We start from the raw sequence: 21,905 nt of genomic DNA, 5'->3' as shown, positions 1-21,905 counted from the left end.
GCACTGCACAAAAAAGCGTTTATTTAGTCAGGCAGGATACTTAATAAAGAATGAAAAGATTCGGCTTCCTGAAAGTCTTGGCGAACTCGTATAACGAGCGTAGCTAACAGATGGTCCTCAGCCATTAGTCTCGAATCTATTTGGTCAGCAACATTCACTGCCCCAACAAAATCGTTTTCCAATAGGCAAAGAAGCAATGACTCTTTATAGGTAAGGGCTAAACGCTGAGAACGAAGTAACCGGTACAATAGCCCCGTATTTGCGATATCCATCTGCGGTAATCGCTGCTCTGTAAACGGGCTAGTGATTCTTTTCTCACGTAATTCAAATTTTTCATCACTAAGTTGAATTAGAAAAAGCTGTGATTCATTGATCAACTTTGCTCTTTCATTCACAGATTGCGCTTCAAATAAGATTTCTTCACACAGTTTAGCGGCTTTGGTTCTCGTTTTTTCGTTTTCAAAGATATCTTTTACATACTTGGTATCATTGAAAAAAGCATCCAAGACTAAGGCATTAAATAAACAATCAACTGCTTGTGATTTGAGCAGATTTTTACCTCTCTTCCCCAGTTCAGAATCAGAAAATCCATCATCAACCACTGCCGATGATGGAATCGTACCATTGCGTAAATAACTGTTCGCTTTGGAACGGAGATGCTTACCATCAACCCCAAATAGCTGTTGAACCGCCTGATTGGTATTGACTAACGGCATACAATATCTTTCAATAATTTTGTTTCTGAATAGTAACTATCTTTAATCGAAGCAATCACTTCTGCTGAGCGATAGACTGAATTAGTACTATGCCCATAACGACAAGTATTATTGGCATGCATTACAGATCCTAGGCAGTAGCCAGCACGAAAGCTTTCCTCTTTTGAGGTAGTTAGGTAAGCTGCAAAACGTGGTTCATCTTTCTTTTTATATAACTCTATGTATTCCTGGCATGACGATACTAAAAACGCAACATCTCCTGGCTTAGCAGAAGAGTGTTCAAAGGCATAGCTCATTTGCCCTACCGATAACAAAGAAAGTCCAGCTAAAAGATGGATACGTTTCATTCCGCTGCCCCTTCATTAACAACGGGCGCTACTTTCATAACGGCCTTTTGTGGATATTTTCTCAAACGACTATAGCTGTATAGGAGTGCCGTAGACATGAGCACATAACTGACTAAATCAATCAATGGCATTTTATTAAAATCATCAATGTTGAACTCAAAAAGCAGAACTGCGACCACCCCTACAAGAAAAAAAACTAATATCACATGAGCTTGATGCACCCAGGGGCTGATGAGTTTACGAATAAAAGGAGCATCGGTGCAGCAACAAAGTTTTATATAGTGATATACAAACATCACCAATGAAATAATAAATAGAGTTTCGATCAAATCCAATTCTGACACTGAATATGAATATTCAAACATTGCTGGTGGCAAAAATTTATATATCGATACCCCCAGAGCAAACATACTTAATAACCAAACCCATTTAACGGTGAATTTTAACCATTTCCAAATTAACGCACCTATGTATTTATTGTTTTTCATATCATCTATCCAACTATTTTATTAGTAATACACCCTACATTTTCCTCTCCATTCTTCTTTGCAAAATTAGCCAATCGACAGCCTCTTAACGAACCTAAACAATTGGTTCTAGCAAAGTTTCGGCAGAATCATCGTATCATTCTACGAGAAAGTTCATCACGTAGGCTTTGTTACTTACCTCTGAGAGGATGCATGGCTGAAATATGTTGATTAAACCTGAAACAAAAGATAGTCCAAGTGTTGTAAATTTATTCCGAGGCTTAGGCATATCAACTTCCCTGGATTAGTTTTCCACCTAGTAGCTGTTTTGCTAGATACATTTCCGTCTCTGATAGAGAGTGATTAAAATAATAATCCCGTATGGAGTCGTTATGAGGATTCTCTAGCTCCCCAAATGCTGTTCTTTCGCGAAATACTCGAACAGCTCACTTAAACCAAATGGTATCATGGCAATTCTTTGTATAATAAGCACCATCAACTTATATCTTCATGATTTTGCGACGTATCTCTTTTACTTAGGCATCTATACTACAAATATTTGTGGGTACTAGTATCGACTGCGATATGTAGCTCGCGCCAACCTTTATGTTTCCAGTCAGTATCCCTTGACCTTCCATCAACGTTGAGGCCAATCACATCAATGACTAGACGCAGTATCGCGCCTAATTCTAGTTTTAAGTAAAACCTCAACATCTTTATCTTGACGGTTCATAAAACTATAGTTTGGACAAACTAGCAGAGTGTTGGCCAGGTTAAATCGTAGATTTTGGCTTAGTTCAATCGAGTTAAGTAGCCAAAGCATTCGTTTATCGGCATCTAACCCCTAAACGCCACTTAGCCATCAACAAAATAAGCGATGTCCCATAGCTTGAACTCTAAACACGACAAAACACGCCATGAAGCGTGAGGGGACTGATTAAAACTTAGGGATGTTGTATCAAGGAAAGCACTTGGAGCGGGCAGCGGGAATCGAACCCGCATCATCAGCTTGGAAGGCTGAGGTAATAGCCATTATACGATGCCCGCGCATCGAAGCGATGGGTCTAATATGCCACAGGCTCAGAAAAAGAAAACCGTTTTTTTACTAAATTGCGTTCGTTTGCATAGTTAATAAACAATTGTACATCAGCGAGTTAGGAATTGGACGTTTTCGCGGAAACGTTGGTGTTTTATCAACCAACATCACCCGACATCCACCAACATCAACTAGTCAACTAATGGCGGCCACATTCACCAACAGGGCAAATTGTTTATTTCTTCAAAAAACATCAAAGCCTCCACAGGGAGGCTTTGGGTTCGCTGTATGATCTGCGTTGTTTATTGCAGACGCGTCGTCGCGACGTAGTTCTCTAGCTCTTGATTGGACACCGTCGTGACGTATTCGTTATTCACATAAAACGCCACGCCCGCTTCCATTTTCTTACCGCGCAGTGTTTCTTGTGTGCCATCGAGGTAGGTCACATCCATCTCAATGGTGTGTTCGTCAATCTGTTTCCATTGGGTGTCTTTGATGGTGGAGTGATTGCCGAGTGGCGTCTCCGTCAACGAGCTATCCAATTTGTCGTTCACTTTTAACATGGTATCAGCCGGTTTATCGACCACTGCAGGTGATTTACCTGAGATGGGGTTGGTACCGGTCCAGAACTCCACGGCATTGACGATAAAGAGGTCGACAATTGAGGCAATACCGTACACCGGCGAGAGTAACAAGAACAAGCCTTCACGGCCGTAGCGGTTATCCACCACTTCCAAGTTAAACTTGGTCACAAGACCCGTTGTTGCCATTTGTCCCATACAACCGGTTAAAGAGCTAATGCCTAAGCCGACAGCCATTGCCATCACTAACGATTTACGTTTCATATCCTTCACCACTGATTTTGTTGTTGTTTCCCTTATTCAAGGTAGACCATAGGTATACATGTGTTTGGTTTTTCCACGAAAATCGTGTTTTTTTTGAACCGTGGTTCTGCTTTGAGAACAAATGCAACGTGTTGGTGATGAAAAGTGCGGCGTTCACCGCCCTCACCTTCAATCGTTCAAATCAAAGACCATCGACTCATTTCACGCTGAACTTCTTCTTCTGACGCGCTATGATGACTGACCCCTTAAGCGCAATGCCGAACAACAGAGACTTCATGCCCACACTGCCCGTTTTGCCCGACGACTATTACCTGACGAACTTTAAGAAGCTGACCGCTCATGCAACAGAGTGGTATTTCGATTTATTGCACAGTGATGAGCAGCGCTGGTTGCACGATTTTGATCGCCTGTCCCACGATGCGCAGTGTCTGCTGGTTCGCTTGTTGTCACGCAAAGGCAATTGGTTTCGCAGTGACAAAACTGAATATCGGGAAATCCGCCATCAAGCCCAAGCGTGCCAAGAGTTGTCCGAGAGCGGTTTTGTGGTGTTGAACCCAGACATCGATGCGGCAACGTTAGCCCGTGAGCTACTGACCAAAGCTGAGCTCCTCACCAGTTATCCCCACCTGCCCAAGCAGTTGAAAAAAGAGGCCCTGATTGCCGCGCTGCAAGACGAGCCACCCACTCAGCCGGTATCACTGCCGTTTACAGTCATCTATCTCAATCAAGGCGAAATGATTGCACTGTTGTTGATCCTATTTTTTGCCAACACACATCAAGATTTTTCACAGTTTGTACTCGACGACCTTGGCCTGAATCAATTCGAAGACTATCAACTCAGCCGCGAACGCCGCTTCTTTCAGCATCGCGACCAAGTGGATGTCCTGCGGCGCTTAACCCACATTCAAGCGCATTACGAAACCTGTCCCAAACCGACGCCCTCCGAGCTAGACGATTGGGTGACGTTGCTACCAAGCGCTTGTGACCACCCTTATGTGGAGCGAAAGCGTCAGCATGTCATAAATCAGTTAGCGCGCGATTACGAACGGCACAGTGCGTTTGACGCTGCCTTGGCGCTCTATCGCCAAACCGAAGTCATGCCCACTCGTGAACGACAAGCGCGAATTCTGGATAAACTGCAAGATGTGGATACCATGAGTGACATTGTCACGAATATGTTGTCTCAGCCACGTAATCATTCCGAATTTGAAGTGGCCGAAAAGCTCAAGCAGCGCGTGTTGCGTTTACAAGGTCAAACCGTACCTCGCAGCGCCAAGCCAAATCATCAAACGCGGCATCTTACGCTGGATCTATCTCAGCAGCGGGTCGAACTGGCGGTGAAATCTCACTTCGAGCAACAGGGTTATCAGGTCTATTACCTGGAAAATCAGTTTCTCAATACCCTCTTCGGCCTCTGTTTTTGGGACGCGATATTCGCACCAGTGGAAGGCGCCTTTCTCAACCGCTATCAACACGCACCGCTGGATTTGTATCACGACGATTTCATCGCCAAACGCGAACCATGGATTCAAGCCGCCTTTGAACAATTGGCGCGCAGTGGCGTTGCACCGTTGTGGGCACGCTGGCAAGAAAAATACGCCTTCGCAAACCCATTCGTGTTGTGGGCCGACTGTGATGAAACCTTGTTTACGTTAACCGACCAAGCGCTGCCAAGGTTACTGCTCGCCGAACTGTTTCGCGTTCAATTGAGCGACCTCAAACTCTATCGCAACGGCATGCCCGATTTGATTGTGTTCAAAGACGGGCAATTTGAATGGATAGAAGTCAAAGGCCCGGGCGATAAATTACAAGACAATCAGTGGCGTTGGATGGCGCAATTTACCCGCTTAAACGTGCCTTTTTCCGTCTGTTACGTGAATCATTCCACCTAAAAGATGGTGATCTGCGATGCTCTTTGCTTTAATTAGGGCAAATTTAATCAATAAGATAACTGAATGAAGTTCCGTAAATTATTCGTTGTTGGTTTGGTCACCCTCTTCTCGGGTTGTGCCGTTCTCGCGGGTCTGAACTATGACCAGATCTTTGGTAAAGCTGAGGTTCGCGATCGTCAAGCGCCGATCGCATCTGCACAAGCCCACTTCTTTCTCGACCAAGTCAAACCCATTATCGACAAACGCTGCGTGGTGTGTCACGCCTGTTATGATGCGCCGTGTCAGTTAAAAATGTCCTCGGTGGAAGGCATCGATCGGGGCGGTAGCAAAGACATGGTCTACCAAGGCACCCGTTTGACCGCGGCAACGCCCACTCGCCTGTTTGAAGACGCTCAGTTGACCGAAGAGTGGCGCAAGTTCAATTTTCATCCGGTACTGAATGAACGCGACCAAACGCCAGAAGCCAACCTGCAAGCGGGGTTAATGGCGCGCCTGTTAGCACAGAAAGAAGCGCATCCATTGCCGCAACAAGATCAATTGGAAGGCTTTGATTTCTCGACGGATCGTGAACAACAGTGCATCACAATTGAAGAGTACGAATCATACCAACATAACTACCCGAATTGGGGCATGCCCTTTGGTATGCCAAACTTAGCGAAAGGCGAATACAACACGCTGATGACGTGGCTTGAAAATGGTGCCGTGATGAACGAACACGTACCGTTAACATTAGAAGAGCAGTCGTTGGTGAATCGATATGAAGCGCTGTTTAATGCTGATGCGTTGAAAAACCGCCTCGCATCGCGCTACATCTACGAACATTTATTCCTGTCACACCTCTATTTTTCGGACATCAAGACCGACGATGGTCGACCACGCTTCTTTAGCATGGTGCGCTCGGCAACGCCACCCGGCGAGCCTGTGCAACGCATTACCACGCGCCGTCCATACGATGATCCTGGCGTTGATCGCGTGTACTATCGCCTGATTCCAGAACAAGGCACAATCGTCGATAAGACGCACATGCCGTTTGCGCTCAACATGAAGCGGATGCACGATTGGAAAGCGTGGTTTATCGATGCCCCATACGCGGTTGATGCATTACCAAGCTACGATCCACAAGTGTCAGCCAACCCGATGACCGCCTTCATTGAGCTGCCGGTCAAAGCCCGCTTTAAGTTCATGCTCGATAACGCCCAAAACACCATCATGGCGTACATCAAAGGGCCGGTCTGTCGTGGTCAGTTGGCGTTGAATGTGATCAACGATCGCTTCTGGGTGTTCTTCCTTGATCCCGATAAAGCTGATTTGCCCGAAGTGAACGAGTTCTATCATTCACAGGCCGAAAACCTCAAACTGCCCGGCGAACTGGAGAGCAATACGCTGCCGCTGAGCAACTGGGTACGCTTTTCGAAGCAGCAGGCGCGCTATCTAGAGGCAAAATCTGAATTCACAAACCGCTGGTTCAAAAACGGAACGCATCTTTCCACAGACGTGATTTGGGATGGTAATGGCACCAATCACAGCGCGGCACTAACGATTTTCCGCCATTTCGACAGTGCCTCCGTGGTACAAGGCTTAGTGGGCGAAAAGCCGAAAACCGCTTGGGTGATCGATTACGCGCTCCTAGAGCGCATTCACTACCTGCTGGTGGCCGGATTCGATGTCTACGGTAACTTCGGTCATCAGCTGATTACCCGTATGTTCATGGACTTCTTGCGTATGGAAGGTGAAAGTAACTTTGTCGCCTTGCTGCCGCGCGATGTGCGCCACCAAGAGATGTCGAGCTGGTATGCGGATCAAAGCCCGCAGTTTTCTGATTATCTGCTGCGCAACGTGAAACCGTTCGACCAACCCACGCAAGTGCACTATCAAACCACCGATTACAAATCAGAGCTGTTTGATAAACTGCGTGAGCATGTTTCCCCCATTCTGACGCCGCGCTACGACATCGTGGATACAGGCTTCACGCCAACACATGAGCAGGCGCTGGCCAGTATCAGCCGAATCAAAGGCGAGGGCCTGCGTGCGATTCCGCAAATCCTCATGATCATGATCGAATCGGATCAAGGACAACCTCAACTGTTCACGTTGCTGCACAAAAATGCGCACACCAATATCTCGAGTTTGTTTGATGAAGAGAACAATCGGGACTATAAAAACGATGATCTCACGATCGTTCGCGGGGTGATCGGAAGCTATCCGGCTGCGTACCTAAATCTCAAAGAGCAGGACATTCCGGAATTGGTTGAACGTTTGCAAACCCTCGACAGTGAAGACGATTACGTCAAGCTATTGGATCGATTCGCGATTCGCCGCAGTTCACCGCAATTCTGGCCGTTCAGCGATCAGGTTCACGCTTGGTATCGACACGATCAACCTATCGAATTTGGTCTACTTGACTACAATAGATTTGAGAATCGATAAAAACGCTCAACTTCACGTTTAGTCATCAGGAGGTGCGAGATGAACATTCGAGAAAACATTGATGCATTGGAGCAACAAATTTATATCGCTTGCTCTGAAGGGGACTACGACACCGTCAACATGCTGGAGCAAAAGCTCGAACGCCTACGGGGAAAAATAGAGCATCCGTTTGACGAAGACCCCTATTCGCTTGAAGGTCGCACCTTTATGGATGACGACTGGCGTTAACGAAGGGAGCCTGATGGCTCCCTTTTTCATCCCTCGCGGCTCTGCGCGCCGACATCACAACGAAATCACCTGACCCAAAAACACACTGTATTGCAATAATGTTAAGTGGTTCATTTTGTTTCAAAGTTTGTTTTCTAGATGATAATACCAAATAAAACCTCAAAAATAGAAATATCCACCATTCACTGATTAAAGGGTTGCCATGTTATAGGGCATCCGTTTATAACAGTTTCACACAGGGCGGATTCACCTCCCGATTTTTCTGTCAGTCAGGATTTTGTATGTCAGCCATCGCATCCACAATTTGTTCGCAGCACCGTCGCCGACAAGTGATCGCAGCCGACCTACTCCTCCTGCTCTCTCTGGAACTCAACCGGGGCTGACAGGCTATTTTATTTTTCTGTCAGTGAGAAGTAACTGGCAGAGTCTTCAACTACTCACTTGCTGGAAACTTCAAAGCTGACATCTTTGAGGAAGACTATGTTAAGTGCACGCAACATCGCCGCTTTGGGCTTTATGACCTTCGCCATGTATTTAGGCGCCGGCAACCTTATCTTTCCCCCGTTTTTGGGCTATCAAGCCGGTGAACACCTGTTTCAAGGCATGGCTGGCTTCCTATTAGCCGGTGTCGGTTTACCCGCCTTCGCGTTGGTGATCGTCGCTCTGGTCGGCGGCTCTGATAACCTCACTGCCGTGCTGCCGCGCCGCTTAGCCACTGCATTCTGGATCATGGTGTTCATCGTCATTGGTCCTGCATTTGTGATTCCCCGTGCAATTACCGTGGCGTACCAATTCGGTTTCAGCCCATTTTTTGGCGACCACGCGCTCGTGCCATTTTCGATTGTCTTTTGCGTGGTTGCGGTGCTGTTCTCGCTGTATCCGGGGAAATTGGTCGACAACTTGGGTAAGTTCTTAACGCCTGCACTGTTAACGATTCTGATTGTGATGGCGATGGCTGCCCTATTCTTCCCTAATGAAGGTGTGTCGGCCGCGACAGGCGCTTATGTCAAAGGGGCGTTTGCTGAAGGGGTGACGCAAGGGTACATGACCATGGATGCATTGGGTTCCATCGGGTTTGGTTGGGTGATCTTCCGCGCCATTAAAAGCATGGGCGTGAACAACCCTAAAGCCATCACCAAGTACACCTTAATTGCCGCGTTGATGTACGCCGTTGCGATGGCGCTGGTTTATATTGCCTTGGCTTACATCGGCGCAACCAGCAGCGGTGAATTCACCAATGGCGGTGACATTTTAACCACGTTTACCACTGAGCACTTCGGCGTCTTTGGCACACTGTTACTCGGCGCCGTGATGGTCTTGGCTTGTTTGACAACAGTCATCGGTGTAACGACAGCGGGCAGTGAATTCTACAGCCGTACGTTTACGAACGTGTCGTACCGCAATAGCGTTTTGGTGACGATGATCATCTCGGCTTTAGTCGCCAACATCGGTTTGGAACAACTATTGGCGATTACGTTGCCAGCGGTTGTCGCACTGCACCCGATTGCGATTGCCCTGCTGTTTATTGCGCCATTGCAACGCATGGTGTCGATGTCAGGCGTGTTGGCAACAGTGGCAACCGCATTGGTTTTTGGTGGTTTAGACGCACTGCATATTTTGGGAAGTATGCCTGCCAACGTTGACGCGGTGTTGAGCCAATACTTACCGCTGTACACCTACTACGCGGGGTGGATTGTTCCGACTGCCGTGGTTCTCGCACTGGCAAGCGGCCTGTGTGCATTGGCTCGCCCTGCCATGGCCCGCGCAGTCACCGACAACTAATCGTTGAGTGAAACGCTCGCTATCAAAACGCAAAAAGCCCCGAATTTCGGGGCTTTTTTCTGTTCAGCGCAGCACTCAAACTTTGAATTTGCTCAGAATATCTTCTTGTTGATGGATGCTTTCCATCTGCGACTTCATTGCGGTGCGCACATCTTGCGAACCAACCACAATCTGCGACGACAAATCCTTAATTCGATAAGTGTTGTTATTGATCTCTTCCGCCACCGAGCTTTGCTCTTCCGCCGCCGCCGCGATTTGGGTGTTCATGTCGTTGATTTGCATAATCGCCCCCTGAATGCGTTTGATTTCCGCATTGGCTTCATGCGCATGTTTCACCGCAGATTCCGCCGTCACTTTGCTCAATCGCATCGCATCAGACACCGCGCTACTGCCTGATTGCAGTTGCGAGATCATGTCTTGAATTTCCAGCGTTGAGTGCTGTGTCCGTTGCGCCAGCGAACGGACTTCATCAGCAACCACCGCAAAGCCGCGGCCAGATTCACCGGCACGTGCCGCTTCAATCGCCGCATTCAGTGCCAGCAAGTTGGTTTGGTCAGAAATATCGCTGATCACTTTCAAAATCGATTCAATGTTATTGGCGGCAATCGCCAATTGCTGCGCTTCGTTCACTGCAGAATCAATACGGCAAGATAACTCATCAATCGATTCAGTGGTGGCGACCACGACACTTGATCCGTGTTCAGCCGCTTGTTTCGCTTCTCGGGCAGATGTTGCTGCGTTCTGGGCGTTGCTCGCTACATCCTGCGCGGTCGACGTCATTTGATTCATCGCCGTCGCCAGTTGTTCCAGTTCGATCAATTGCGAATGAATGGACGTTTCGGTTTTCTCACTGTTTTCCGAAGAGATACGTGCGCCGCTTAGAATGTCTTGCGCAATCAACTGTGTATCTTGAATGCGTTTTTGCAGATCCGCGGTAAACAAGTTGAAGCTGTTTGCCAGCTCAGCAAATTCCTGATCAGTATCGGTAGGAAGACGCTGCGTCAAGTCTCCTTCGCCCGATGCGACGTTTTCAATCGCATCATTAACTTGAGCAAGCGGCTTCATCAGCGCACGCAACACCATCATCAAACATCCCATGCTGACGACAACCGCCAACACGGCAAACCAAAGTGAGCGGCTCAATAATGCACGCACGGGTTGATAAGCAATTTGCTCATTCAGAATCGCACCGACGTACCAATCATGGCCTTCAATTTTGCTGAAATCTAGCGTGTGACTGACGTGGTTAAGCATGACGTGACGCACATTTTGCGTGACATCGACGCCACCCAGAAATTCAGACATCGGACGCCCAGTGTACTGCTGCTCAGGATGAGTCACGGTCATCCCATTCGACGACACAAGGAACACGTAACCAGCACCGAACAGATCCACGTTGTTGATCATCTCAGCCAAGCTCGACAAATTCATATCAAACACGGCTACGCCGACAAAATGGCCTTGCTGGCGCAACGGCACAGCAATGGATGCCACCATGTCTTGGGTTTCTAGATTCAAGTACGGTTCAGTGAAGACCAGGCGGTTTTCACGTTTCGCCAAGCGATACCAAGGACGCGTTCTCGGATCCCATGCCGCTGGCAATTTAAGACTGTTGTTATTAAAAATATAACTGCCGTCAGCTTCAAATGCAGCGCCCGCAATACCGAACGTGCGAGTGATTTGCGGTTGCATCAGCACATTGAGGATCGCGTCTTTGTCGAAGTTTTGCTCCATCAACGAGACACTGTAATTAACTAACGATTGTTTGGCATCCAAGATTTCCTGGGTTGTGTTTTTCACCCCCCCCACAATTTCATTCACACTACGTTCGTATTGCGAAGTCATTTCCTTTTTGACTAAAAAGTACTGTTGGGTACTCATCAGTCCGACGGTCACCAGCAGCAACAAAGAAGAAGCGGCTACAATTTTGTGTTGAAATTTCATTCGATGCCTTAAGTTGAGATCATACAAAACGGCCACAACGTACGAGCAGACCGTTTAAGAGGGCGCAGCTTAAAGCTTCGCCACATTCAATTATTGTTCTCAATCAAGTGTTACCAAATTATCAGAATTACCCTACAAGCAAGGTAATACGCATTACCTCAAATCCTTCATCTTGGCGAAAAAAAAGAGCCTTTCGGCTCTTTTCTGCGTTTACACGTTTCTATCGTTCACCATCAAATATTGATCGTCACAATATCGATCGTCACGGGCATGCAGCTTAGAAGAAGCTGATTGCGTTGCGACCGCCCTTCTCGTGCTTTGGCGTGTCATCTTGTCCATTCGATTGCGACGCCCCTTTCGCTTTGGGGTCTTTGCGAGCGGACTGGGACAATTTGTGGTTCGATTGTTTCCCGCTTGACGATTGACTCTTGGACTTTTTGCTCGGCGCGTTTTTCTTAGATGCCGATGCTTTCTGTGATGCCGCTTTCTTTGGTGCGGAAGCTTTCTTTGCTGCAGGCGGCGTGGCCGCTTTGGGCTTCTCTACCACTTCAGTGACGGGCGCATCGCAGATAATCAAGTAGTACTCTTCGTTGAATTCCACTAAATCGCCATCATAAAGCTTACGGCGCTTGCGCATTTCAAGCTCACCATTGACGGCAACGTAGCCTTCCGCAATGGCATACTTCGCCTCACCGCCACCGCTGACCACGTTCGCAATCTTTAATACTTTGTACAATTCAACCGGCTGAGCATCAACTTCGATGCCAATCGCTTCAATTTCAACTTCTTCATCGTCCCACTGTGGGGTTTCAAATTCATTCATTTCGGTGTCTCAACAACATTTGGCGCTAGTGTAACGTGCAGTCGATGATTAATAAACGTAATCCTTTGCGTTGAACGATTTGCGTTCAGACAAACGTTTTCGCTAATTTGTAGCTAAATTACATAATTCTTATATACAAGACTTTTCATTTATCAATTCACCAATTACTATGCATGCACACGGATAATATTTTGTTTAATGGAAGGAGTGCCATATCAATCATAATCAGAAAACATAACTAGGATAGTCTAATATGCCTAACGTTATAAACCGCGCACTTATCGTCAATCCGTATCCCCTAGAGCAGCACGCTCTTGAAGATATCGTGAAATCCACGAACTTGTTCCAACACATTCACTTTGCGACGTCCGCTGCAGAAGCGTATCGCGTGGTGAGCCAAGTCCCAGTAAACTTTGTTCTACTTGAAGTCGAAGCATATGATGCCAGCGGGCTCGACATTTTGCGTCGCCTGCGAGCAAAAGGCTTTACCGGAAAAATTTTGTTTATCAGCGCAATCGATAAAGCCATGTATTCGAACGCAACCCATAAGCTGGGTGCGAATGGCTATCTGTTGAAAAGTGAAGAACTGCCCGTGATTCAGGAAGCAATCACCAGCGTGATGCGCGGCTACAATGTGTTTAAACATGAAAGCCGCAACAAAGAAAGAGATGGCACAGAGCTGTCTAAGCGAGAAACCGTGGTGTACCACTATTTGCTGGCCGGGATGACCAACAAAAAGATCTCGGAACTGCTGTCGATCAGCAGCAAAACGGTCAGCACGTATAAAACACGCATTCTTACTAAATACGGTGTGAAATCAGTCATCGAGCTGATTAATCAAGCCAAAATTGCGGCTTAATCGCGAACATGCTAGAGCGCAGCGTTCGCCAAACGATCATTAAACAGCTTCTTGACGGTATTTGCGGATTGATACACATCCGCACGTTCTTCTCGACTAAACACAAATGACTCTTGCACAACCTGCTCACATTCAAAGATCAACTTACGAATGCTCACTGCCGATAGAGACACCGGAAAACCAAACTCCATCGCTTTGAGCATCGTTACCGCCATTCTTGGGCACTGTCGGCGCTCTTGATACTGCGTAAACGCCATCTCGATGCCCTGAATCCGGTTATCTTCGTTCAGCGTGCTCCAGGTGTGTCGCACGTTATCCAAACGATTGGTTTCCGCCTGGCACTGCTCGTTTAAAACTTGGAGCTGCGTGCGAGTGACCAGATAGGCAAACTCCGTTTGATCAATCGGCTGAACCGGAATTTTTGCCAATAATGATCGACATAAATCCACCTGTTGCCCCAGCAATGCGAGCTGCGCGCAGTACAGTTGCAACTCAAGACTAAAACTCGGAAAGCGCTTGGCCGTGTGATACAGCTTGGTGCGAAACAGTTTATAACTGCCAGAATTCAGGTCGTAATGCATGTCAAACAAGTTCAGATATTCCGGCAATTCAGGCAACACCTCTTCATGCCCTTCCAAGCGTTTCATGTCCTGCTTGATGTTACGCAGATTGCGTAGCGATTGTTCGTTGAGTTCTTGAATGCTCAATAACGCATTACGAATCACCGGCACATGGTTCACCAGACTATCCCGATACGTACGCTGAGCCATCATGCGATACTGCGAAAACAGCTCGTGCGCCTTATCGAATTGACCATTTAACTCACACACGCGCGCAAAGTTCTGAAGCCTGTCCATGTTCTGCGCTTTATCATACGCCGATTTGATTTCATTCAGCGCATTGACTTTCTGCCCTTTGAGCAAACACAACTTGGCCATGCATTCATGCAGAACGGGGCTGCGATTGAATTTGTAGCGGTCCCACAAGGCGATGTATTTGGCGGCGTTGTCGTAGTCACCTAAAATCAGGCAGGCAGAAACAAAGCCGGAAATCGCCCACATGGTAAGTTGCTCATTCAAACTTTGCTCATATAAGGTTTTGGCCTCTTCGACAAAGCCATTCTTAATGTAAGTACTGCCCTGCAGGCGTTTCAAAAATGAGCTGTATTGTGGGTGCGTTTGTTCTGCAAACTCAAATGCGCGCTGAATGTCATCATAATCTTTCGATCCATCCAGCTCGTAGAGTTCACGTAGCACCAGTTTGCGCGCGAACGCGCGCAAGATTCGATTTTTAACCAGAAACACCGAATACGGTTTAACGATGTATTCGTCGGGTTCCAAATCAACAATCGAACGGACGCGCTCCATTTGCTTTTCCCCGGTCAACATAATAAATGTGCACCAAGGCGGAACAAGGTCGAGATATTCGATTTCCTCAAAAATCTGCTTTCCATTCAGGTCATCGCCAAAATTGTAGTCGCAAATAATGAGTTCGATAGTCTCCTCACCCAATAACTTAATTAATGTTTTTGAATCTTTGGCAGTAAATATGTTCTCAGAAACAAAACCCATTTCTCTCAGTAATAGTCGAATATTAGACAATACCAAAGGGGAATCATCGGCCACGAGTACTTTAATATCTTTTAATAATTGCGGTGTCAGATTCATAGCTTCCCTTACACAACGCTCACTTGTGCATGTATTGGATTAGATTGTTTTTCAGAGTACAAATTAGAATCAGCGCGTTTTAACGCTTCTTCAAATGTTTCAGAGTTCATTAATAGTGTGATGCCTACAGAAATACTGACATTTAATTTATATGACGAAAACGTGGTGCCCATGACCGCTTCTTTCAAACGTTCGGCCAGAATAATTGCGTTATCCAGATTACATCCGGGCAGCACTGCCACAAACTCATCCCCACCCGTTCGAATCAGATAATCGTTCTCGCGAAAGACTTGGCGCATACCATAAGCAATCTGCTTGATCGCGTCGTCTCCCACATGGTGGCCGTATGTGTCGTTGATTTGTTTGAGTTTATTCCCGTCAATGGCCATGATCGCGGCGCCAAAAGCTTTGAGATCTTCCGAAAATTTCTGATCTTTGAGCACATTTCGGTTGAGCAGACCGGTCAAATCATCCAGTTTCACGTTTGACTCTACTTCAAACAGTTTGCTCCTGTTCATTTTGAGTGTTCGGAACAGGTAGATGACGTAAGCAACGCCCACCCACATCACAACAAACAACCACATGAGTCGGAAAACGATCCAGACAAATGGCACTTTATACACATAAACCGTTGAATTGTCGGCGATGTATTCCTTGGTCGACGCAATATGGTCCATCAACGAGTTGCCGTAAGTCAACTCGTTGAAAGTGACCGCATTTAAAACATGCGAACTGATTCCTAACTGGCTCAAATCGAAAAATCGGGTGAGGCCCACGTCAATATTTAAATCACCCACAATTAAATTGTGTAAAAACACTGGGCTAGAAATCGTGACATAGAGATTATCCGAACCCTTTTTGTGATAAACACGTGAGACCAAAATCCGGTCTGATAACCGGCGTTCAGGCGCATTGATCGTGCACACGTAATCGCTACCACACTCTTTGACGATCGACACTTCGTCTTTGTCCGATGATGTCATATCGCTCAAATAGGACCGGTAATACATGACATCCACCTGAGGCAAAATGGCCGGCATCGTGGAGACAAGAAATTGAAATTCGTTTGCTAATTCAATATCAATGTTGGTCGGTTTAAGATTCTTATGAAGATTGTATTTGCGGTTTTCAATATCTTTCAATGCACTTAAATCGGTTTTTTTAATCGAGTCGGTTTCTTGGATTTTATTTTCCAATATACGGCTGGTTAGGAACAGCGTTTGTTTGTACTGTTCCATCACATTGACAAAATTTTCAAACTCATGATTACGACGGTCTAAATAGGACTCTGAAAATATAATCAGAGTCACTAAATAAGCCACGAGACTAATCGTAAAGCTATGAATTATAATATCTGAAAGATACTTACGGTTGATGTCTTTCATGACTAAACTCAGTTAATAACGCTATCATTCAAACTCATCAGTTCAACAATCGAATTCACCTGATATTTATCAAGAATACGGCTTTTATACGTACTGATCGTTTTGGGGCTGAGCGATAATATTTCTGCGATCTCTTTATTACTTTTACCATCGACAAGAAAACGGAACACCGCGAGTTCTTGTTTCGACAGTTCAACATCCATGGATTTCGTATCGGTGGTCACTTTGAAAAAGCTATAACCATTTAGAATGCACTCCACGGCATCTTGTAAGATCGATAAATCCTCAGATTTACTGATGTAGCCATCCGCGCCGACGCGCATTGCGGTTTCAGAATACAAACGGCTTTCACTCGCTGATACAAATAATGTCTTACCTGTGAATCCTTGCAGTTTCAGCCGGCGTAGCACTTCGAAACCGTCCAGCTTAACCAGATTGACATCCAAAATCAGAAAATCTACTTGTGTTTGGCGCAGTTTTTTAACTCCAACGAAAGGATCACTTTCCACCAGCACTTCCGTAAAACGGGGATTGCGGTCTAGAATCTGCTTCATCGCCATACATACCAAAGGGTGGTCATCAAGAACCAAACCAGTAAGACCAGATTTTGTTGTTTTATACATGACTTAATTCACTACCATTAAAATGCTCAATGGGACGCGGCTTCCCAGTGTAATAGCCCTGACATAGGTCGATGCCCAGCAGGTTCAAAAACCTCCATGTATCACTATCCTCAACGCCTTCCGCAACAAGACGCATGTTTAGTTGTTTTGCCATTCTCACGATGACATTCAGTATCGCGCGTTTCCGTGTGTCTTTATGGCTAGACACAATCAGTGCGCGGTCAATCTTCATCTCGGTAAACGGTAAATCCGCCAATTTCAGCAGCGATGAATAACCGGCACCGAAATCGTCGATGGCCAGCTCTACACCGTTGAGTCTCAAACGGGCAAAGTTCTCCACCATGACCGAGTCATATTGATAAACCTCCATTTCTGTCAGCTCGATAATCAGGCGACTGGGATTAAATCCACGCTCGCGACAGCATTCCAACACGCGTTTTGCAAATTGGGGGTCAGCAAAATTTGTATGGGTTGCGTTCACCGATACCGTTCCGAGAAACTTCGCTTTCGAAAAATCATTCAGCGCTTGCTGCAATACATAAAAGAACAAGCGGTTATGCCAATTGGCTTGCTCGATCAGTGGCAACAGCAAATACGGTGTTAACACGCCATATTCCGGGTGATACCAACGAATAAGCGCTTCATAGCCACCAGCCACACCATTTTTGAAGCGGCATTGCGGCTGATACACATTGCGCAAATGCCCGAGCTCAAATGCCTCATCCAAATCGTCAACAAATAGCGAGGGCAGCGTTTTGGGGCAATATTTTTCAGTGTTTGGGGAACCTACGGTTTGTAACACCGATTTCAGGCACTCCGATGTGACCGGTTTGGGTAGCGATGCCACCAAATCCAGTCCCAGTTGCTGGCACATCATCGCTGCCAGTTTAAGGATGTTTTCGTCATGTCCGCTCAGCAAACACAACCGTCCGGTATACTGACGCTCCGCTAATTCACTCAGCAGCGCCAAGCCATCCATTTCCGGCATTTCCAGATCACAAATGATCAAGTCGAAATTGAATTTTTCGCACAGCGCCAGCGCATCACGGCCATTGTGAGTCACATGAATTTGAGTGACGCCAAGCTGGCTGATCACCACCTTGAGCACACCACAATGAAGTTGGCAATCATCAACAACTAAAACCAGTTGAGATGCAGAATCAATGTTCATGAAGCCACTCCTCCGCGCGATGAATCGCCGATGTCATGATCTGAACCAGTTGGTCCAATTCAGTCTCGTACGCTTGAGCACCACGGCTCGCGCACTGTTCTAAGTGCTCTGCAGCCAAACGAATGTCGTGCTCCCCAACGGTGCCCGCGCCACCTTTAATGCGGTGGGCTAAGCTTTTGACCTGTTTGGGATCCATGCGTTGGGACAGCAATGAACCCAGGTCGTCTTGCATACTGCTAATAAAAACCTCAACTAACATTTTCGCGTCTTGAGGCTCATAGGCTTGCCACCAGCTTGATTCGCTCTCGTCACTGCGATTGGGCAGAAATTCCGCCAAAATTTGATATAAGCGATTTAGCCCGTACGGCTTGTAAAGCACCGTGTCGAAGCCGGAAAGCAATGCACGTTCGTTGGCGACACGGGAGTCTTCCGCGGTACAGCCAATAATGGCTTTGTTGGAAAACTGCGGAAAATGGTCGCGCACTAAACTTGCCAATTGATACCCGTCCATCACCGGCATGTGACAATCCGTCAGGAGTAAATCGAAGTGGTCAGGGTGATTTTTGATTTGGTCATACGCTTCTTGACCATTGCTCACCACCTCCACACTCAGGCCAAAAGACGCCAATTGACGGCTAATCACCAGTTGGTTAATCGGGTTGTCCTCGGCGACAAGGATATGGCCGACCAATTGGCCGGTTACGACCTCTTCGTCGGGTTCATTGTCAGAGACGTTTTTGAGGACATTCCGTAGTAAATCGGGGAAGAATGGGCTCACGCTCAGTTCAACCACATTGTTGGCACGTAAACTGAATCCATTCATGTTGTTGCGCAGGATCACCGTCATATCACGAGGACGATCGTTCGACACGGTTTGTCCGTCGTCATACACATCAATACCGCCTGATGACGCATTGTTCTCTGCTTTCACACCCCACGCGCGCAGCCACTGTTCAATCAAAGGATGGCTTCCGTGGTAGTGCACAGGCGTCTCTGACAACGGTGCTTTAAAATAGCTTTCCACTTGAATCGGAATGGTCACCTGAATACTGGTGCCTTTTCCTTGTTCACTGTCGATGGTGATGTCCCCTTTCATGACTTTCACGAGGTCATGCACAATCGCCAGCCCCAAGCCTGTGCCACCGTATCGGCGTGCAATCGTGGAGTCAGCCTGAACAAAGGGATCGAAGACAGTTTTTAGAAATTCAGGAGACATGCCCTCGCCGGAGTCACTGATATTCATCACCATGTCACGCTCTGTCACATCGATATCGACACTGACAAAACCTGACTGGGTAAATTTGATCGCATTTGAGAGCAAATTATTGATGATCTGACGCAGGCGGAGCGAATCGACGATAACGGTCTTCACTCGGCCCGGTGTCCAGTTCACGTGAAAATCCAGTGATTTTTCGCGCGCCGCCGTACAATGCACACGCAATAACTCGCCAATCTCATGCAGCAAGTAACACTTCACCGAATCAAGTTCGAGTTGCTGCGCTTCGAGTTTCGAGAAATCGAGAATATCGTTGACCAACAGGTGCAAGTGATGCGCCGATGACATGACGTTATTAAGAATCAGTCGTGTGTCTTCATTGGTTTCACGAATTTTCAGCATCTCCAACAAGCCCACCATGCCTGCAATCGGTGTTCTCAGCTCATGGCTCATGCTGGCCAAAAACCGTTCGCGAGACAGCACTGCTTTTTGCGCCACATTTTTTGCCTGACGCAGATGACGCTCTTGCTCTTTTTGCGCCGAAATGTCGTTCACCACAGTCAGAATGAATTTCTCATCATTTTCCCCGCCTCGTAGCTGCGTGCGACGATAATTCACGGTGTTCATACCGCTTGGACAATCTGTCACATCGACGTCATGTCGTGTCACCGTTTGCCCTTGTAGAACCGTATTAAACTCGGCCACGTTTTCAACCAAACACGCCGCATTCGCTGCATCGGCGCGCATGCTGCACGGTGAACATGCCCCCGGCCCCGCGCCCTGACAATTGGTCAGCAGCAATTGATAGTTTGCGTCATGAATAAAAATTCGATTAGGTAACCCATTAATGACGTGTTGCAACAGTGCCAACTGCTCTTTGCTGTGCAGTGCATCTCGCTCTTGAATCGAGACTTTCAGTTTCAGGTTTTTGCTCCAAAGAAACCCGATGAACCCTAGCAGCATCAAAACAGATGTCAGAATGGCTGAGCCGGTTACCACCAGCGATTTATCCACTCCATACACGATGTTGAATGGGCTGTAGCTGTTTTGTAGACGCATGATATCGTTGGCATCCACCGAGGCCAGCATGCCTGCCAGAATGCCTTTGAGTTCAGTGTTGTCGCCGCGAATCGCCATCGCGATTTCGATCACCTTGTCTTTGCCTTTGTGCACCACAAAGCGATCTTCCCCGCGCTGCGACAGCAGGTATTCAAGGATGTCGTGGCGAATGTACGCACCAGTGAGCTTGCCATCTTCCAGATCGTGAATCAGCGAGATCACGCTGGTGTACGTCGCCAAATGCTCACCAAACACTTGATCTTTCACATATTGATACGTCGGGCTGTCTGAAAACAGCACGCCGACCTCTGCGTCGTTCGCTTTCTTCACGCCCGGTAGTTCGATGAGGTTATACGTGATCGACATCATGGTGTCGGTCACATACATCCAGCTCGGATTGTTTACCCCTTTGACCACCATTGGTAACACGTCAATCTCGCCATATTTCAGCATCTCGACAGGGCCTAACCCCTCGGTTGCAGGCACGTAATCGAAGTTGAACGCGGTTCTTGCTTCAATCAGTTTCAACATGTCATTCAGGTAGCCACCGTAATGGCCATCACGATTGCGATAAAACAGCGGATACGCGTCGTTCCACGCGGAATAACGAATGGGTTTCAGGCCGGCGTCTTTGTAATTCAGCGCCGCCATGTCTACTTGGTGATAAGGGTTCGACGAACGTATCAGCGACTGCTCGCTCTGACGACTGAGAACGTTGTCGATTTCTTCAACCAACGCTTTGAAATGAGAAGACGCCGCAATACGCACCTGCTGTGGTTTGCCCCACGCAGGCAGGTCAATCTGACCCAAGGTATTCAGCGGATGCTTGACCGATGTCAGCAACGAGCTGTAGCTTTCCAGCACCGCATCAATTTTGCCATCTTCTAGGTCATTCGACAGGCTAATGAAATCTGGCACTTCAATGACGTGTAAAAAGCCCATGTCGGCCAGTTGGTCGCAATACACCGCACCTTTGATGCAGCCCCAGGTCAATGAATCGGGCGCCCAATGGCTAAGGTTCTGGTTGCGATACCACACGGCGGTCGAGCTGGCATAGAGCGGCTCACTGTAAACCAAATGACTGCGATCACCTGCAAAAACGCCGACGGCGACATCCGCTTTTTGGCTCTCGATGGCACGCTCAAGCGACGCCATGTCCGAAAACAGCTTGTACTTGGGCGTAAACCCGATCTCGCGCGCTAATGCTTCAATATAATCGGTATTGATGTCTTTTAAGGGGTCTTGTCCATCCAATTGATGCTGTAACATCGCCACGGTCAGTGAATTCGCTCCCGTCTGCCCAGCAGAAAACGCAAGCGCAGGCATACTCAAACAATATGCTGAACTTGAAAAAGCAGAGATGATTAAGGAGATAAGTAGTTGTTTCACTTCCGTCTCGATGTTGTAACTGGCAGACG

At 47.2% G+C, this 21,905-nt stretch carries 16 protein-coding genes and 1 tRNA gene; 5 read left to right on the top strand and 12 right to left on the bottom strand.

The annotated features are described in order from the left end of the window. Positions 1-23 precede the first annotated feature (23 nt). The 5 genes from ACS18Q_RS18220 to ACS18Q_RS18200 form a co-directional block, all read right to left on the bottom strand. Positions 24-716, bottom strand: coding sequence for a hypothetical protein (locus tag ACS18Q_RS18220; protein ID WP_441258158.1), 693 nt, complete (start codon positions 714-716; stop codon positions 24-26). After that, positions 707-1,063, bottom strand: coding sequence for a hypothetical protein (locus tag ACS18Q_RS18215; protein WP_441258157.1), 357 nt, complete (start codon positions 1,061-1,063; stop codon positions 707-709). Before ACS18Q_RS18215 ends, ACS18Q_RS18220 begins: the two co-directional genes overlap by 10 nt. Continuing rightward, entirely contained in the window at positions 1,060-1,551 is a 492-nt protein-coding gene (locus tag ACS18Q_RS18210; protein ID WP_441258156.1) for a hypothetical protein, read from the bottom strand. The genes ACS18Q_RS18215 and ACS18Q_RS18210 overlap by 4 nt, the downstream gene beginning before the upstream one ends. Positions 1,552-2,502: 951 nt before the next feature. Continuing rightward, a tRNA-Gly gene (locus ACS18Q_RS18205) sits at positions 2,503-2,577 on the bottom strand. Between the two features lie 291 nt (positions 2,578-2,868). Further along, entirely contained in the window at positions 2,869-3,411 is a 543-nt protein-coding gene (locus tag ACS18Q_RS18200) for a DUF3332 domain-containing protein (protein WP_172563001.1), read from the bottom strand. A 275-nt stretch (positions 3,412-3,686) separates the two neighbouring features. Between ACS18Q_RS18200 and ACS18Q_RS18195 the strand changes: the two genes are divergently transcribed. From ACS18Q_RS18195 to brnQ, 4 genes are all read left to right on the top strand, one after another. Next, positions 3,687-5,303, top strand: a complete 1,617-nt coding sequence (locus ACS18Q_RS18195) for a VRR-NUC domain-containing protein (RefSeq protein ID WP_441258155.1) — start codon at positions 3,687-3,689, stop codon at positions 5,301-5,303. A 63-nt stretch (positions 5,304-5,366) separates the two neighbouring features. Beyond that, positions 5,367-7,730, top strand: coding sequence for a fatty acid cis/trans isomerase (locus tag ACS18Q_RS18190; RefSeq protein ID WP_441258154.1), 2,364 nt, complete (start codon positions 5,367-5,369; stop codon positions 7,728-7,730). A 39-nt stretch (positions 7,731-7,769) separates the two neighbouring features. Beyond that, positions 7,770-7,958, top strand: a complete 189-nt coding sequence (locus tag ACS18Q_RS18185; RefSeq protein WP_158108632.1) for a hypothetical protein — start codon at positions 7,770-7,772, stop codon at positions 7,956-7,958. A gap of 480 nt (positions 7,959-8,438) precedes the next feature. After that, positions 8,439-9,740 (top strand): branched-chain amino acid transport system II carrier protein, encoded by a 1,302-nt coding sequence (brnQ, locus tag ACS18Q_RS18180; RefSeq protein WP_394625226.1) that lies wholly within the window; start codon positions 8,439-8,441, stop codon positions 9,738-9,740. Between the two features lie 75 nt (positions 9,741-9,815). Here brnQ and ACS18Q_RS18175 read toward each other — a convergent pair whose 3' ends face one another. Both ACS18Q_RS18175 and ACS18Q_RS18170 read right to left on the bottom strand, forming a co-directional pair. Next, positions 9,816-11,684 carry a methyl-accepting chemotaxis protein gene (locus ACS18Q_RS18175; RefSeq protein WP_441258153.1) on the bottom strand — a complete coding sequence of 623 codons (1,869 nt, stop codon included), beginning with the start codon at positions 11,682-11,684 and terminating at the stop codon, positions 9,816-9,818. Positions 11,685-11,961: 277 nt separating this feature from the next. Continuing rightward, positions 11,962-12,507 (bottom strand): RNA-binding S4 domain-containing protein, encoded by a 546-nt coding sequence (locus ACS18Q_RS18170; protein WP_143680431.1) that lies wholly within the window; start codon positions 12,505-12,507, stop codon positions 11,962-11,964. Positions 12,508-12,760: 253 nt separating this feature from the next. On the opposite strand from ACS18Q_RS18170, the gene ACS18Q_RS18165 reads away from it, so the two are divergent. Beyond that, positions 12,761-13,366 carry a response regulator transcription factor gene (locus ACS18Q_RS18165; RefSeq protein ID WP_004728072.1) on the top strand — a complete coding sequence of 202 codons (606 nt, stop codon included), beginning with the start codon at positions 12,761-12,763 and terminating at the stop codon, positions 13,364-13,366. Between the two features lie 11 nt (positions 13,367-13,377). Here ACS18Q_RS18165 and ACS18Q_RS18160 read toward each other — a convergent pair whose 3' ends face one another. From ACS18Q_RS18160 to ACS18Q_RS18140, 5 genes are read right to left on the bottom strand one after another with little or no spacing between them, the layout of a single operon-like run. After that, positions 13,378-15,033, bottom strand: a complete 1,656-nt coding sequence (locus ACS18Q_RS18160; protein ID WP_256619523.1) for a response regulator — start codon at positions 15,031-15,033, stop codon at positions 13,378-13,380. 8 nt (positions 15,034-15,041) lie between these two features. After that, positions 15,042-16,418, bottom strand: coding sequence for a sensor domain-containing diguanylate cyclase (locus tag ACS18Q_RS18155; protein ID WP_004728070.1), 1,377 nt, complete (start codon positions 16,416-16,418; stop codon positions 15,042-15,044). 8 nt (positions 16,419-16,426) lie between these two features. Further along, a complete protein-coding gene (locus ACS18Q_RS18150) occupies positions 16,427-17,041 on the bottom strand; it encodes a response regulator transcription factor (protein WP_014257260.1) in 615 nt (204 codons plus the stop codon). Next, positions 17,034-18,212 (bottom strand): EAL domain-containing response regulator, encoded by a 1,179-nt coding sequence (locus ACS18Q_RS18145; RefSeq protein ID WP_014257259.1) that lies wholly within the window; start codon positions 18,210-18,212, stop codon positions 17,034-17,036. Before ACS18Q_RS18145 ends, ACS18Q_RS18150 begins: the two co-directional genes overlap by 8 nt. Continuing rightward, on the bottom strand, positions 18,202-21,876 hold the full coding sequence (locus tag ACS18Q_RS18140; RefSeq protein ID WP_441258152.1) for an ATP-binding protein: 3,675 nt from the start codon (positions 21,874-21,876) through the stop codon (positions 18,202-18,204). Before ACS18Q_RS18140 ends, ACS18Q_RS18145 begins: the two co-directional genes overlap by 11 nt. Positions 21,877-21,905 lie beyond the last annotated feature (29 nt).

This window comes from Vibrio sp. Vf1514 (assembly GCF_052076135.1).
GTDB classification, from domain to species: domain Bacteria; phylum Pseudomonadota; class Gammaproteobacteria; order Enterobacterales; family Vibrionaceae; genus Vibrio; species Vibrio furnissii.
The sequence above is the reverse complement of the archived record's forward strand: the minus strand, read 5'-3'. Positions and strand labels throughout refer to the sequence as shown.